Below are 15,572 nucleotides of genomic sequence, written 5' to 3' on the forward strand. Positions count from 1 at the left end.
CTGCATGCACTGGACCTGTGGGAGCTGGCTTGCCAGCGATGCAAGGCGCAGCCTTGCCAACCGAGATCACACCAAAATCTGCCTATACCACTATCGGCAACTTTTGCCTCTGCGCCACAGAACCTTCGCATTGCCTGCCTAGCATGACCCTCATTCGTTCGATGAGGTCCTGCCATGAACACTGCGGTCGCAAACCCAGGCGCACAGATGAAGGTGCGCGGTATCCACAAGCGCTTCGGCGCCTTTACCGCCCTGCATGATGTTTCCCTCGACGTCGCTGCCGGGGAGCTGGTGTGCTTGCTGGGCCCGTCCGGCTGTGGCAAGACCACCCTGCTGCGCTGCATTGCAGGCCTGGAGCGCCAGGACCGCGGCACCCTGTACATCGGTGAGCGCGACATCTCCGAGCTGCCGCCCCAGGCTCGTGACTATGGCATCCTGTTCCAGTCCTACGCGCTGTTCCCCAACCTTACCGTCGAAGCCAACATCGCCTACGGCCTGGCTGGCAGTGGCCGTGACGAAGTGCGCCAGCGGGTGGCGCAGATGCTCGAGCTGGTGGGCCTGAGCGGCAGCGAGAAGAAGTACCCCGGCCAGCTTTCCGGCGGCCAGCAACAGCGGGTGGCCCTGGCCCGCGCCCTGGCCCCGGCACCTTCGTTGCTGCTGCTCGATGAGCCGATGTCGGCCCTCGACGCGCGGGTTCGCGAGCACCTGTGCAGCGAACTGCGCCAGCTGCAGCGCCAGCTCGGCATTACCACCCTGATGGTCACCCACAATCAGGACGAAGCCATGTTGATGGCCGACCGCATTGCGGTGATGAACAACGGCCAGGTCGAACAGTACGCCACCCCGCAGGAAATCTACGACAAGCCGGCCACGCCGTTCGTTGCCGAGTTCGTTGGCCAGGGTAACTGGCTGCCGTTCCAGCGTCACAGCGACAGCCATGCCCAGGTCGGTGCGCTGAACATGCGCCTGGCCGACGGTGCCGGCCAGGCCCGTAGCGGTCGCCTGTTCTGCCGCCCGGAAGCGATCAGCGTCAACCCGCCGGTGCACGAGGAGAACCTGTTTCCGGCACGGGTGCGCGAGATCACTTTCCTGGGTAATCGCTGTCGCATGAGTTTCGAATTCAACGAGCTGCCAGGCCATGCCCTGCTTGCTGAAGTCGCCCCCGAGTCGATGCCGCGCCTGGGCTCCCAGGACATCTGGGTCGCCTTGCCGCCGCGCAGCCTGCAGGTGTTTGCCTGAGATGGCTGCGCCAATCGCCATGCCGATCGCACACGCGAAGGCAGCACAGCGCGCCGGTGTATCGCTGGGGGATCGACTGTTCGTGGTCGGCGGCAAGTGGTTGCTGCTGCTTCTGCTCACCGTCGCGGTCCTGATGCCACTGCTGGCGATCTTCTGGCGCGGTTTCAGCAGTGATATCGGCCAGGGCGGTGGCCTGGTTGCCGCCCGCGAATTGTTTGCCAGTGCCAACTTCCACTGGTTGCTGGGCAACAGCCTGAAAGTCTCGCTCAGTGTTGCAGCCATTGTGGTGCCGCTGGCCTACCTGTTCGCCTACGCCCTGCAGCGCACGCTGATCCCGGCCAAAGGCCTGTGGCGCGGCATCTCATTGCTACCGTTGCTGGCGCCATCGATGCTGCCGGCCATTGCCCTGGTCTACCTGTTCGGCAATCAGGGCCTGCTGCGCGGGCTGCTCAGCGACAATATCTACGGCTTCTGGGGCATTGTCCTCGGTGAGGCCATCTACACCTTCCCGCATGCGCTGATGATCCTGCTTTCAGCCCTGTCGCTGGCCGATGCGCGTTTGTTCGACGCCGCCTCGAGCATGGGGGCCGGGCCTTGGCGCGCCTTTCACAGCATCACCTGGCCGGCGACCCGGCAGGCGGTGTTCGCCGCCTTCTGCCTGGTGTTCACCCTGACCATCACCGATTTCGGTGTGCCAGTGGTGGTCGGTGGCGATTATCAGGTGCTGGCGCTGGAGGCCTACAAGGCCGTGGTCGGCCAGCAACAGTTCGGCCGCGGTGCCTTGATCGGCATGGTCCTGTTGGTGCCGGCGCTGCTCAGCTTTGCCGTCGATGCCTGGTTGCGCCGCCGCCAGGGCGACTCGATGAGCGGCTGTGCCCAGGTGTTCCAGCCACAGCCTTCGCGGCGCCGCGATGCCTGCTTCCTGGCCGTGGTCATACTGATTTGCGCGGTGCTGTTGCTGGTGGTGGGCATGGCGGTGTACTCATCGCTGGTCAAGTTCTGGCCTTACAACCTGTCGCTGTCGCTCAAGCACTACCAGTTCGACGAAACCGCCGGTGGCGGCTGGCTGGCCTACCGCAACAGTCTGACCATGGCCCTGGGCACGGCGCTGATCGGCAGCGCGGTGATTTTCACCGGTGCCTACCTGATGGAAAAAACCAAGGGCCAGCGCGGCCTGAACCTGTTGCTGCGCCTGCTCAGCTTCGTGCCGATGGCGGTGCCGGGGCTGGTTCTGGGGCTTGGCTACGTGTTCTTCTTCAACCTCGCCAGCAACCCGCTGCATGTGTTCTACGGCAGCATGGCGCTGCTGGTGGTGTGCACCATCGCCCACTACCTGACCACCGCGCAGATGACCGCGACCACCGCCCTGCGCCAGCTCGATGGCGAGTTCGAGGCCGCTGCGCTGTCGCTCAAGGCGCCGCTGTACCGGCATTTTCTGCGGGTCACCGTGCCGATCTGCCTGCCGGCATTGCTCGACATCATCCGCTACCTGTTCGTCTCGGCAATGACCACGGTGTCGGCGGCGATCTTCCTCTACAGCCCCGACACCATCCTCGCCGCGGTCGCCGTACTGAACATGGATGACGCCGGCAACGTCGGCGGTGCCGCGGCGATGTCGACCCTGATCCTGCTTACCAGCGCCACCGTTTCGCTGCTCCTGGCCTGGGCCTCGCGCGGCCTGTTGCAACGCTCCCAAGCCTGGCGCCAGCGCGCGCCGGGTCACTGATTGCCTCTCCCAACCTGTACCGTTCAAAGGAACCGCATCATGTTCAAGCCACTTGCTCTTGCCGCTGCCGTCCTCACTGCGTTCAGTGTGCAGGCCTACGCCGCCGACACCCAGCTGACGGTCTACACCGCACTCGAAGCCGAACAGCTCAAGAGCTACAAGCAAGCCTTCGAGAAGGCCAACCCGGACATCGAAATCAAATGGGTGCGGGATTCCACCGGCATCATCACCGCCAAACTGCTGGCCGAAAAAGACCGCCCGCAAGCCGATGCCGTGTGGGGCCTGGCAGCGTCGAGCCTGGCCATCCTCGACCAGCAGGGGATGCTGCAAAGCTATGCACCGAAAGACCTCGGCAAGATCGGCGCCAACTACCGCGATGCCGCCAACCCGCCAGCCTGGGTGGGCATGGACGTCTGGGCCGCGACCATCTGCTTCAACACCGTCGAGGCCGAGAAACAGGGCCTGAGCAAGCCGGTGAGCTGGCAGGATCTGACCAAGCCCGAGTACAAGGGCAAGATCGTCATGCCCAACCCGGCGTCTTCCGGCACCGGCTTCCTCGATGTCAGCGCCTGGCTGCAGACCTTCGGCGAGAAACAGGGCTGGGCGTACATGGACGGCCTGCACCAGAACATCGGCCAGTACGTTCACTCCGGCTCCAAGCCTTGCAAGCTGGCGGCGGCGGGTGAGTTCCCGATTGGTATCTCCTTCGAATACCCGGCTGTGCAGCTCAAGCGCCAGGGCGCGCCGCTGGACATCGTCCTGCCCAAGGAAGGCCTGGGCTGGGAGATCGAAGCCACTGCGGTGATCAAGGGCAGCCAGCATGAAGACGCGGCCAAGCGCCTGGCCGACTTCTCGGCAAGCCCGGCGGCCATGGAGCTGTACAAGGAAAACTTCGCCGTCCTGGCCCAGCCCGGTATCGCCAAGCCGCAGACCGAACTGCCGGCCGACTACGAGCAGCGCCTGATCAAGAACGACTTCGCCTGGGCTTCGAAGAACCGAGACAGCATCCTCGCCGAGTGGCGCAAGCGCTATGACGGCAAGTCGGAGAAGGTGGCGCAGCAGTAACACTGCGTTGACTTCATCGCTGGCAAGCCAGCTCCCACAGGATCGGTGTATGCAGTACCTGTGGGAGCTGGCTTGCCAGCGATGGGGGCGACGAATTCTTCAAGGAACCTCAAATGACCGATCTACTCATCGTCGGCGCCGGCATCCTCGGCCTGTCCCATGCCTACGCCGCCGCCCGGCGCGGGCTCAAGGTGCGGGTCTTCGAGCGCAGCGCCACGCCCCTGGGCGCTTCGGTGCGTAACTTCGGCCAGGCCCTGGTCACCGGCCAGCCGCCCGGCCAGATGCTCGAGCTGGCCAAGGCCAGCAGCGGCATCTGGAAGCACTGGGCGCAGCAGGCCGGCTTCGAGCTCAAGGCCAATGGCTCGCTGCTGTTTGCCCGTACCGCGCTGGAACTGGAACTGCTCGAAGCCTTCTGCGCCGAGCGTGCGCCACAACATGACTACCAGGTGCAACTGCTCAGCGGCGCCGACCTGAACGACCTGTATGGCGGCCAGTTCCGCCACCACCGCGCCGCCTTGCGCGGGCTGCAAGACCAGCAGTTGTATTCACGCGAAGCCTTGCCGAGCCTGATCCGCTTCCTGCAGCAGGTGCTGGATGTACAGTTTCATTTCTCTACCCTGGTGCGCGGTATCGAACCGGAGCGGGTGTCGACCACGGCGGGGGATTTCAACGCCAAACAGGTGGTGGTCTGCTCCGGTCACGACTACCAGACCCTGCTCGCCGAACCCATCGCTGCCCTGCAGCCGCAGATTTGTCGTCTACAGATGCTGCGTGCCCGGCCGCGCTTCAAGCTCGACCTGCAGCACGCATTGCTGACCGGCCTGAGCTGCGTACACTACGGCGCCTTCGCCGACCTGGCGCAAGCCCAGGCGCTTAAAGCGCAACTGCAGGCCAACAGCCCGCACCTGCTGGAGCACGGCATCCACCTGCTGATCAGCCCTACACCCCATGGCGAGCTGATCATTGGCGACTCCCATGCCTATGGCAGCGATGCTTCACCGTTCAACGCCGAGCAGGTCGACAACTGGATGCTCGAGCTGGCCGAGCACACCCTGGGCGGGCGCATCGAAGTGGTCGAACGCTGGCAGGGCGTCTATGGTTCTGGCGGGCCGGGGCCGTTTTCCTTGCTGCAGGTCGCGCCGGGTATCAGCGCCGCGCTGATGCACAGCGGCGTCGGCATGAGCGTCGGCCCAGCCCTGGCCGAGCAACATATCGCCCGTTTGCTAGAGGAGAGCGACTGACCATGCGTATGAGCCTGTAAACCATGTCCCCGGCTTGCCCCGCGATAGCGTCCTAAAGCTCTAGCACCAAAGCATCAATCTGCTCCTGACGCTCCGCCTGATTGACCCTCGCCCCCGGATTGAGCGACGACCACTGCGGATGCGCCCGTGCCTTGTTCAGCGCTTCCGGCAATTTGCCTTCACGCCAGGTCTGCTCCTGCGGTGTTGCCAGCTTGATTCGCTCCATCGCCGCATGACCACGGGCATCCAACGCATGCATCAGCTGATGCTGACGCAGTGCCAACAGGCGCAACACGCTGTCATCCACCGTCAGTTCACGCTGGCCCTTGAGCTTGCCGAGCAGGCGCGAGCCATAGCTGCGGGCGGTCTGCAGGGCGCCGCCGGCAATCGCCCCGGCCAGCGCTGCAACCCCGAGGGTCAGGCCGCCGACCAGCAAATCGACTCCCGCCCCGGCCGCCGCACCGGCCGCCACGCCGCTGCCCAGGCGTACTCCGAGCAGCTTGAGGGTTTCCGGGTTGAACAGGTCATCGCCCCAGCGCCCGTCGAGCAAGGGCAGGTCGCTGCTGGCGGCATCTTCCTTGCGAAAGGCATAGAGCTTGAGCAGTGCTTCGACGCAGCGTTGCTCGCGCTGGCGCACATCGCGGCGCAGGGCTTCGATGGCCACGGCCTCGGCGCCGGGTTCGGCAACTACGCTGCGCCGGCAGGCAGCGCAGTCGAGCAGCAGATCGGCGACCAGGCGCTTGGCGCTTTCACGCCGGGCCTGGCGCTGGGCCTGTTGATCGTCGATCAGGCGTTGCAGTGCGCTGCGGGAGTGCTCCAGCATCAAGGCCAGGCTTTCGTACAGGCGGCGCTCGCCGTCTTCCGGCGGGGCGACGCTGTCGAAGCGCACCAGCGCATGCAGACCCAGACGCGCCAGGGCTTCGCGCCAGTCGGCTTCACGATGGTCGCTGCTGGCGACGAAATTGAGCACCGGCAACAGCGGCTTGCCGCATCCGGCGAGCACTTCCAGCTCGTCGCGGTACTTGGCCAGCACCGGCTCGCGGGCATCAATCACATACAGACCGGCATCGCTGGCCAGCAACTGGCGCAGCACCTTGGCCTCTTGTTCAAAACGCTGGCGTGCTTCGCTGCCCTGCAGAAAGCGCTCCAGCCGCGCCGGACCATCAAGGCGTTCGCCCGGGCGTTCCAGGCGTTCGAGGTAATCGAGCAGGGCGATGGCATCTTCCAGCCCCGGCGTGTCGTAGAGCTCCAGCAGTGGCTCGCCGTCAACCGACAGGCGTGCGCCCTCGACATGGCGGGTGGTGCTCGGCCGGTGGGACACTTCGCCGAAGCCGACATCGCGGGTCAGGGTGCGCAACAGCGAGGTCTTGCCGACATTGGTGTGGCCGACCACGGCCAGTTTCAGTGGCTTAGTCATGGCCATGCTCCAGCCAGTTCAGCGGGGCAGTGTCGGCGTAATTCAAGCCGAGTTGTTCCAGGGCCTGATGCCAGTCGCCGAGACGGTCAGCATCCAGCGCCTGGCCGGGCATCGCCTGCAGCAGCCAGATGCGCGTGGCGCCGGCATTACGCGCAAGCTCGGCAAGCAGTGCCAGGCTACCGCGGTCGGGCGAGCGGCGCGGGTCGCAGGCAATCGCCAGGCGCGCCGGAGGAAAGCGGCTGAGCTGTTCGAGCAGCTTGTTGCGGGACTCGCGGCTGTCGAGGATGCCGGCGTTGCTTACCGCTGCTGGCAGGGCGGGTGGCCATGGGCGTTTGTCGTCCAGTTCGAGACCGACCAGCAGGGCGCCATTGCTGTGTTCTTCGCCGACGCCCCGGACAATCTGCGGCAGGGCATCAGGCGCGGCATCGTTGACGCCCAGGCGTTCGCTGCTGGGCATCAGCGCATCGCGCAACTGGCTGTAGCCGGGCAGATTGAGGTCCAGGTGCAAGCGCGCCCGGCCACTGCGCCAGTGCCATAGGCACCAGGCGGCAAGCAGCAGGCGCGGGACGATGCCATACACCAGCAGCACCCCCAGCAACCAGCCGGCCCAGGCCTGGCGGGCCAGTTCCAGTGCCGGTTGGCTGTCGCCGCTGGCGCGGATCATGGCCACGTCCGGTACGCTGAAGCCAAGCAACGCCGGCAGGGCACCCAGGGCCTGGGTCAGGGCAACGAAGGTGTCGGCGCCAAGAATGGTGGTTTCCCAGACGAAGCCATAACGCCGGGTCGCCAGCAGAATCAGCAACATCAGCAGCGCCGTGCCCAGGGCTACCAGCCACAGGCTGTGCACCAGCAGGCCGAGCAGCCAGCGGTTGAGCCTTTGCCGTTGCAGCATCACTAGCAGGGCGGGTGCCAGGTGCGCGGCCTGGGCATCACGGGCGAATTTTTCGCTGAGCCACAGCCACAGGCGGCCAAGGCTGGCGCCCTGTTCAGCGGCGAAGAAAAAGCCCAGCAACCAGCCGAGCAACAGCAACAGGTTAAGCCCGAGCAGGCTGCCCAGGGCCCAGAACACGTTCACCGGGCGCAGGCTGTCGCCGAGGGCGGCCAAGGCCAGGCCGGCGCCGCTGAGCACGGCAAGCACCATCAGGGCCGCCAGCGCCAGGCGTGCGCCTTGTTTCCAGTGTTGCAGGGCGCTGCGCATGCCGTCGCGTTCGGCCAGCCACAGGGCGCGGTTTTCGATGCGCGCCGGCAGGTCGCCGCCCGATTGGCGGGCGCGGCGGTTGGCTTCCTGGTCTTCCAAGGGGCCTGCATGTTCTTCGCGCAGGCGCACGGCTTCGGTGAGCCAGCGTTTGTCCAGGTCAGTCAGTGCAGTCACGCGGTCTTCCATTGATCAAGTCAGCCCAAAGCATAACCCAGGCATCGAAGATCGGGCTTTGCTATCCTCGCCGGCATGAAAACATCACTCCCCCTCAGCCTGATCGCGGCCCTCGCCGAGAACCGCGTGATCGGCATCGACAACAGCATGCCCTGGCACCTGCCGGGGGATTTCAAGTATTTCAAGGCCACCACCCTGGGCAAGCCGATCATCATGGGTCGCAAAACCTGGGATTCGCTGGGCCGACCGCTGCCGGGGCGCTTGAACCTGGTGGTCAGCCGCCAGCCGGGCTTGCAGCTCGAAGGTGCCGAGGTGTTCGCCTCGCTCGATGAAGCGATGGTGCGTGCCGAGCAATGGGCACTGGCGCAGGGCGTCGATGAGCTGATGCTGATCGGCGGCGCGCAGCTGTATACCCAGGCGATCGAGCGCGGCCTGGCGGATCGGCTGTACCTGACGCGGGTGGAATTGAACCCGGAAGGGGATGCGTGGTTTCCGCCGTTTGATCAGGCGCAGTGGAAGCTGGCGTCGAGTCAGGCGAATGCGGCTGAAGGTGACAAGCCTGCTTATCACTTCGAGGTCTGGGAAAAGGCCTGAAAAGCATCGCCGGCAACGCCGGCGATGAGGCCCTTCAGGGCGACGCAGGACTCAGGAGTGCGTCAGCTGCGCATGCTCCTGCGCCTCCAGCACTGACTTGTCAGTCTGCTTGAGCATCTGGCTGGTGATCGCCCCTGCAGTCATCGAACCGTTCACGTTCAGCGCCGTGCGGCCCATGTCGATCAACGGCTCGACCGAGATCAGCAAGGCCACCAGCTCGACCGGCAAGCCCATGGCTGGTAGTACGATCAGTGCCGCGAAGGTCGCACCACCACCCACGCCCGCGACACCCGCCGAACTCAGGGTGACGATCGCCACCAGGGTGGCAATCCACAGCGGGTCAAATGGATCGATGCCCACCGCTGGCGCCACCATCACCGCCAACATCGCCGGGTACAGGCCGGCGCAGCCGTTCTGGCCAATGGTCGCCCCGAACGATGCGGCAAAGCTTGCGATCGACTGCGGAATGCCCAGGCGCAGGGTTTGCGCCTCGATGCTCAGCGGGATGCTGGCGGCGCTGGAGCGGCTGGTGAAGGCGAAGGTCAGCACCGGCCAGACCTTGCGGAAGAAGCGCAGCGGGTTCACACCGCTCATAGCCAGCAGCAGGCCGTGCACCACGAACATCAGGCCCAGGCCGATGTACGACACCACCACGAAGCTGCCGAGCTTGAGGATGTCGTCCAGGTTCGAGCTGGCCACCACCTTGGTCATCAACGCCAGCACGCCGTACGGGGTGAGCTTCATCACCAGGCGCACCAGGCGCATCACCCAGGCTTGCAGGGTGTCGATGGCAGCCAGGGCGCGGTTGCCCTTCTCGGCATCATCCTTGAGCAACTGCAGGGCGGCCATGCCGAGGAACACGGCAAAGATCACCACGCTGATGATCGAGGTCGGCTTGGCCCGGGCCAGGTCGCCCACCGGGTTGCTGGGGATGAACGACAGCAGCAGCTGTGGGATGTTCAGGTCGGTGACCTTGCCCACGTAGTCGCTCTGGATCGCCGCCATGCGCGCAGTTTCGGCGGTGCCGGCCACCAGGCCTTCGGCGGTCAGGCCGAACAGGTTGGTCAGCACGATGCCGATCAATGCGGCGATGGCCGTGGTGAACAGCAGGGTGCCGATGGTCAGGAAGCTGATCTTGCCCAGCGACGAAGCGTTGTGCAGGCGCGCCACGGCGCTGAGGATCGAGGCGAAGATCAGCGGCATGACGATCATCTGCAGCAACTGCACGTAACCGTTGCCCACCAGGTCGAGCCAGCTGATGGTGGCCTTGAGGATCGGGTTGCCGGCGCCATAGATGGCATGCAGGGCGGCGCCGAACAGCACGCCGAGGACCAGGCCGACCAGGACCTTCTTGGCCAGGCTCCAGTTGCCATGACGGGTTTGCGCCAGGCCCAGCAACAACGCCAGGAACGCCAGCAGATTGAGAGACAACGGCAGATTCATTGAAGCTCCAGGAAAAAAGGCGGGGCATCGCCTCTGTGTGCGATTGCGAACAGAAATGCTAACAGCATGAAAACGAACGAATTTATATCGAAATGGAATTTCGATAGTCGTTTTTGGAATAACGGCGGGTCGCAAACAGAATGCTTGTGGCCGCTCAGGGGCGTGTCGGTGTCGCTGTCGGGTCGGTGTGCATTTCAGGCTTTGCTAGCGTGAGCGGGCCACTTTTCTGGAGAAATGCACATGACGTCTGCTCCGAAAATCCTCGCCGCCGGCCTTGCCTTGTTGCTGACCGGGCATAGCTGGGCCACGGAACTCAAGCACTGGCCGGTCGAGGCTGCCAAACAACTGGACACAATGATTGCCGCCAACGCCAACAAGGGCAACTACGCGGTCTTCGACATGGACAACACCAGCTACCGCTTCGACCTCGAAGAATCGCTGCTGCCGTTCATGGAGAACAAGGGCCTGCTCAGCCGTGACAAGCTCGATCCGTCACTCAAGCTCATCCCCTTCAAGGACACCGCCGAGCACAAGGAGAGCCTGTTCAGTTACTACTACCGGCTCTGCGAAATCGACGACATGGTCTGCTACCCCTGGGTCGCCCAAGTGTTTTCCGGCTTCACCCTCAAGGAGCTCAAAGGTTATGTCGATGAGCTGATGGCTTCGGGCAAGCCGGTGCCGAGCACCTACTACGAGGGTGATCAGGTCAAGCCCATCGAGGTGCAACCGCCGAAAGTGTTCGCAGGCCAAGCCGAGCTGTTCAACAAGCTGATGGAAAACGGCATCGAGGTCTACGTGATCAGCGCCGCCTCCGAAGAACTGGTGCGCATGGTCGCCGCCGATCCCAAGTATGGCTACAACGTCAAACCGCAGAACGTGATCGGCGTCAGCTTGCTGCTCAAGGACCGCACCAGCGGCGCCCTGACCACCGCGCGCAAGCAGATCAGTGCCGGCCGCTACGACGCGCAGGCCAACCTGGGCCTGGAACTGACCCCCTACCTGTGGACTCCGGCCACCTGGATGGCGGGCAAGCAGGCGGCGATCCTCACCTATATTGATGAGTGGAAGAAGCCGGTGCTGGTCGGTGGCGATACCCCAACCAGTGATGGCTACATGCAGTTCCATAGCGTCGACGTGGCCAAGGGCGGCATCCACCTGTGGATAAATCGCAAGGCCAAGTACATGGACCAGATCAACGGCATGATTGCCAAGCATGCAGCGGCCCAGGCCAAAGAGGGGTTGCCGGTGACGGCGGACAAGAACTGGGTGATCGTCACGCCGGAGCAGATTCAGTAAGCAAAATAGATATCAATTGCGAATTCATCTCATCTTCTGCTAGCGTGCGCTCACCTTGAGGCCCAACGCCAGGAAGTACCGTGTCTTCGTGGAATACGCAGATTGCCCGCTTGTTCGCCGAGCACAAGAAAGCGCTGGAAGCCTTTGTTGCGCGCCGTACCGGTAATGCGCAGGTGGCAGCCGACCTGACCCAGGAGTCTTTCCTGCGTCTGGCGCGGCTGCCTGCCGACAAGAAGATCGACAATCTACCGGCCTTCCTCTTCACCATTGCCAGCAACCTGGTACGTGACCATCAGCGTCAGTCCATTCGTCGCGAGCGCCTGGACGGCGGCGAACCCAGCGAGGAGCTGGCCTGCGAAACGCCAGGTGCCGACGAGCAATTGTCTGCGCTGCAAGAGCAGGCGCTGATGCACGAGGCTATCCAGGCCCTGCCCGAGGCGACCCGGCACATCTTCCTGCTCTATCATGTCGACGAATGTTCCTACCGGGAAATTGGCGAGCGCCTGCAGGTCTCCCCGCGTAGTGTCGAATACCAATTGCGTCGTGCGCTGATCGACTGCCGGGCCTTTATCAAGGCGCGCTTGCTCAGCGGTACGCCGAGGTCGTGCCCATGAGCCGGCCAATTGCAGCGACGGATACCCCGATGACCGACCCACACGCCATAGAGGCCGACGACCTGTTCGCCGAAGCCAGCGGCTGGTACTACCGCCTGCAGGCCGAAGACGTCACGGCCGATGAGCGCGAGGCCTTCAGCGCCTGGCTGGCCCAGGGCCCGGCACAGGCCCAGGCCTGGGAGGAAGTGCTTGGCCTGCTGGGTGCCTTGTGTGAACCGGCGCGGCAGATCCGCCAGGCGCAGCGCGCGCGTTGGCGCCGGCCGCGGCTGCAGGTCTGGGCCAGTGCTGCCGCGGTGCTGCTGATGGTCGGTTGGCTGGCGTACAGCCCCTGGCCGGACCGCTGGCGCGCCGACTATGTCACCCGCACCGGCGAGTCGCGCAGCATTGCCCTGGCGGACGGTTCGCAACTACAACTCAACACCGATACGGCCGTGCAGGTCGAGCTGGTCGATGGCGAGCGGCGGGTGCGGTTATTGCGTGGCGAGGCCTGGTTCGACGTCAGCCATGACCCGGCGCGGCCGTTTGTGATTCGCTCCGGTGATGGCTGGGTCAGGGTCGTGGGCACGCGCTTCAGCATGGCCCGGGAAGGCGACCAGACCCGGGTGCGGGTAGCCCAGGGCAAGGTCCAGGTCAGTGCCGACAACACTCAGTCAGTGCTGCTGGAACCCGGTCGCGGTGTCGAGTATCGCGGCGCTCGCCTGAGCGCCGAGCATGGTTTTGATGTGCCGGCCGAGTTCGCCTGGCGCCAGCGCCAACTGGTGTTCCGCGAGCAGCCGCTGGTCGAAGTGGTCGATGCCCTGAACCGCTACTGGCCGGGGCAGACCCTGGTGTTGGGCGAGAGCCTGCGCCAGCGCAAAGTCTCGGGAGTGTTCGAGATCGACAAGCCCGAGGCCGTGCTCAAGGCCTTGACCCACACCCTGGGCCTGCGCGCCGAGCACTACACCCCGTATCTGCGGGTGTTGCGCGAGGGCTGAAAAATTTCTTACGAAAGTTTCAGGGTTTCCCCAGCAGCTGACGTCCTTGATCTCGTAGGCGCAAATAATAAGCACTCTCAGACAGTGTGGCGCCACTTAACGACTTCGACGATTCTGGGGAGCACCACTGATGGAACACACCACCGCCACCCGGCGCCTGCCCGGCGTGCCGACCCTGCTGAGCCTGGCCATTGCCCTGGGCTGCGGCACGCTGGCAATGCCGACCCTGGCCGCGTCTACCGCGCAAGCGCAGGCCTATCGCTTCGAGATCCCGGCGCAATCGCTGGATGCGGCGCTGGCGGCCTTCAGTGCGGTAACCCGGGTGCAGGTGCTGGTGGGCGCCGAGGTCACTCAAGGCCTGCGCTCCCCGGGCTTGAGCGGCAGTTATCCACAGGACCAGGCCCTGGCCCAGCTACTGGCCGGCACTGGCCTGAGTGCAACCTACATCGATCGCGATAGCGTAACCCTGGAAAAACGCCAGGGCGAAGACACCGCGTTGCAGTTGGGCGCGACCATGGTCGGCGGCAAGGTGCTGGGCGCTACCACCGAAGGTAGCCAGTCCTACACAACCGGTGCGCTGACCATCGGCAAGGGCGAACAAAAGCTCAAGGACATTCCGCAGTCGGTGTCGGTCGTCACCCGTCAGCGTATGGACGACCAGAACATGAACAGCCTGCAGGACGCCATGCGCCAGGTCACCGGGGCGACGATCAAGAGCTACAACTCCGGCTCCAGTCTGAATGATGTGTACATGCGCGGCTTCCTGGTCGATCAGGTGCAGGTCGACGGCGTCTCGCAAATGACTGGCCAGGGCGACCTGATGACCAGCTTCGACCTGGCGATGTTCGACCGCGTCGAAGTGTTGCGCGGGCCCTCCGGCCTGTACCAGGGCGCCGGTGAGCCCGGCGGCACCATCAACCTGGTGCGCAAGCGCGCCCTCGGTCAGTTCGCCCTCAGTGGCGAGCTGTCGGCAGGCTCCTACGATCACTACCACTCGACCGTGGACATCACCGGCCCGCTCAACAGCGACGGCAGCCTGCGCGGGCGCTTCGTTACCGCTTATGAGGACAACAAGTCCTTCGTCGATTACGCCCAGAACGAGCGGCCAATGGTGTATGGCCGGCTGGAATACGACGTGACCCCGGACACTACCCTGTCGCTGGGCGGCGCCTATCAGAAGAACCGTTCTACTCCGGCGTTCGGCCTGCCGGCTTACGCCAGCGGCAAGCTGCTGGACGTCAAGCGCTCGACCTTCGTCGATGCCAAGTGGAACGAACTGGACGAGCACGTCTGGGAAAGCTTCTTCGAAGTCGATCACGCCCTGGAGAACGGTGGCCAGTTCAAGACCTCGTTGACCTACCGCGATGCTGAAACCCCGACCCGCAACTTCACCTGGAGCGACGGTGCGGTCGACCCGGCCACCGGCGCCAGCTCGGCGGTGGCCTACTCCTACTACACCCACATCAAGACCCTGGGCCTGGACAGCTTCGTGACCTTGCCGGTGGAAGCCTTTGGCCGTACCCACGAGCTGACCATGGGGGCTGAATACCAGCACCTGGACAAGGACTTCACCTATGGCGGTGGTGAATACTTCGACACCAACGTGTTCGACCCGGGCAGCATCAATATCCCCAAGCAGAAGTACGAAATGGACAACGGCAACTGGTCGAAATCGCACCAGTACGGCCTCTACGCCCGCACCAAGATCAGCGCCACCGACTGGCTGGACGTAATCCTCGGCAGCCGGGTGACCTGGTTCGAAAGCGATGCGCATAACGCCAACGCCTTCTTCAACAACTTCAACAGCACCGAGACCAGCATCAACCGCAAGGTCATTCCCTACGGGGCGCTGGTGGCCAAGCTGACGCCGGAGCTGTCGGCCTATGCCAGCTACACCAGCGTGTTCAAGCCGCAGACCGATGTGAATGCCGGTGGCCAGACCATCGCCCCGCGCAAAGGTAAACAGTACGAAATCGGCCTCAAGCGTGAGTTTTACGATGGCCGCTTGAATGGCAGCGTGGCGCTGTTTCGCATCTACGACGAGAACCGCGCCGAGCTGGTGGCCAACAACCAGTACTACGAGCCGCAAGGCAAGATTCGCAGCCAGGGTTGGGAAACCGAGCTGAGCGGCAACCTCACCGACAACTGGAGCATCAGCACCGGCTACGCCTTCACCCTGCTCAAGTCGCTGAGCGGCGAAGACACCAACCAGGGCACCACCATCACCCCCAAGCACAACTTCAACCTGTGGACGCGCTACGAATTTGCCGATGGCCCGCTGAAGGACTTCAGCGTCGGTGGCGGGGTGCGGGCAGTGAGTGCCACCTACTACAAGCGTGACGTGGACTTCGTCCAGGGCGGCTACAGCATCGCCACGGCCCAGATGGGCTACAAATTCAACCAGAACCTGTCGGCGACGCTGACGGCCAATAACCTGTTCGATCGTACGTACTATGAGCGGGTGGACAGTTCGTGGGGGTCGAACTTCTATGGCGAGCCGCGCAACCTGACCTTTAGCGTGCGGGCCAAGTATTGAGTGGGGCTGCCTTGCAGCCCATCGCTGGCAAGCCAGCTCCCACAGTGGCCCGGTG

Annotated in this window: 12 protein-coding genes; 9 read left to right on the forward strand and 3 right to left on the reverse strand. The window is 64.2% G+C overall.

The window, feature by feature from the left end:
- Positions 1-174: 174 nt before the first annotated feature.
- From UW3_RS0109535 to UW3_RS0109550, 4 genes are all read left to right on the forward strand, one after another.
- Positions 175-1,239, forward strand: a complete 1,065-nt coding sequence (locus tag UW3_RS0109535) for a putative 2-aminoethylphosphonate ABC transporter ATP-binding protein (protein ID WP_010222151.1) — start codon at positions 175-177, stop codon at positions 1,237-1,239.
- Position 1,240: 1 nt separating this feature from the next.
- Positions 1,241-2,965, forward strand: a complete 1,725-nt coding sequence (locus tag UW3_RS0109540) for a putative 2-aminoethylphosphonate ABC transporter permease subunit (protein WP_010222152.1) — start codon at positions 1,241-1,243, stop codon at positions 2,963-2,965.
- Positions 2,966-3,004: 39 nt separating this feature from the next.
- Positions 3,005-4,030 (forward strand): putative 2-aminoethylphosphonate ABC transporter substrate-binding protein, encoded by a 1,026-nt coding sequence (locus tag UW3_RS0109545; RefSeq protein WP_010222153.1) that lies wholly within the window; start codon positions 3,005-3,007, stop codon positions 4,028-4,030.
- Positions 4,031-4,143: 113 nt separating this feature from the next.
- Positions 4,144-5,271 carry a TIGR03364 family FAD-dependent oxidoreductase gene (locus tag UW3_RS0109550; protein WP_010222154.1) on the forward strand — a complete coding sequence of 376 codons (1,128 nt, stop codon included), beginning with the start codon at positions 4,144-4,146 and terminating at the stop codon, positions 5,269-5,271.
- Positions 5,272-5,323: 52 nt separating this feature from the next.
- On the opposite strand, the gene UW3_RS0109555 is transcribed toward UW3_RS0109550, so the two are convergent.
- Positions 5,324-6,688 carry a GTPase/DUF3482 domain-containing protein gene (locus UW3_RS0109555; protein WP_010222156.1) on the reverse strand — a complete coding sequence of 455 codons (1,365 nt, stop codon included), beginning with the start codon at positions 6,686-6,688 and terminating at the stop codon, positions 5,324-5,326.
- Positions 6,681-8,072 carry a DUF2868 domain-containing protein gene (locus UW3_RS0109560; protein ID WP_026001253.1) on the reverse strand — a complete coding sequence of 464 codons (1,392 nt, stop codon included), beginning with the start codon at positions 8,070-8,072 and terminating at the stop codon, positions 6,681-6,683. Before UW3_RS0109560 ends, UW3_RS0109555 begins: the two co-directional genes overlap by 8 nt.
- Positions 8,073-8,135: 63 nt before the next feature.
- Here UW3_RS0109560 and UW3_RS0109565 point away from each other — a divergent pair, with 63 nt between their 5' ends.
- Positions 8,136-8,654 (forward strand): dihydrofolate reductase, encoded by a 519-nt coding sequence (locus UW3_RS0109565; RefSeq protein ID WP_010222158.1) that lies wholly within the window; start codon positions 8,136-8,138, stop codon positions 8,652-8,654.
- A 51-nt stretch (positions 8,655-8,705) separates the two neighbouring features.
- Here the strand turns inward: UW3_RS0109565 and UW3_RS0109570 are convergent, their stop codons facing one another.
- Complete coding sequence (locus UW3_RS0109570) at positions 8,706-10,097, reverse strand: L-cystine transporter (RefSeq protein WP_010222159.1); 1,392 nt, start codon at positions 10,095-10,097, stop codon at positions 8,706-8,708.
- 240 nt (positions 10,098-10,337) lie between these two features.
- On the opposite strand from UW3_RS0109570, the gene UW3_RS0109575 reads away from it, so the two are divergent.
- The 4 genes from UW3_RS0109575 (at position 10,338) to UW3_RS0109590 (ending at position 15,517) form a co-directional block, all read left to right on the forward strand.
- The gene (locus UW3_RS0109575; protein WP_010222160.1) at positions 10,338-11,393 is read left to right on the forward strand and encodes an HAD family hydrolase; all 1,056 of its coding nucleotides are present in this window, start codon (positions 10,338-10,340) and stop codon (positions 11,391-11,393) included.
- Between the two features lie 80 nt (positions 11,394-11,473).
- Positions 11,474-12,007: an RNA polymerase sigma factor gene (locus tag UW3_RS0109580; protein WP_010222163.1), complete on the forward strand. Its 534-nt coding sequence runs from the start codon at positions 11,474-11,476 to the stop codon at positions 12,005-12,007.
- 29 nt (positions 12,008-12,036) lie between these two features.
- Positions 12,037-12,981, forward strand: coding sequence for a FecR family protein (locus tag UW3_RS0109585; RefSeq protein ID WP_010222165.1), 945 nt, complete (start codon positions 12,037-12,039; stop codon positions 12,979-12,981).
- Between the two features lie 130 nt (positions 12,982-13,111).
- On the forward strand, positions 13,112-15,517 hold the full coding sequence (locus tag UW3_RS0109590) for a TonB-dependent siderophore receptor (RefSeq protein ID WP_010222167.1): 2,406 nt from the start codon (positions 13,112-13,114) through the stop codon (positions 15,515-15,517).
- The last annotated feature ends 55 nt before the right edge of the window (positions 15,518-15,572 follow it).

This window comes from Pseudomonas donghuensis (genome assembly GCF_000259195.1).
Classification (GTDB): domain Bacteria; phylum Pseudomonadota; class Gammaproteobacteria; order Pseudomonadales; family Pseudomonadaceae; genus Aquipseudomonas; species Aquipseudomonas donghuensis.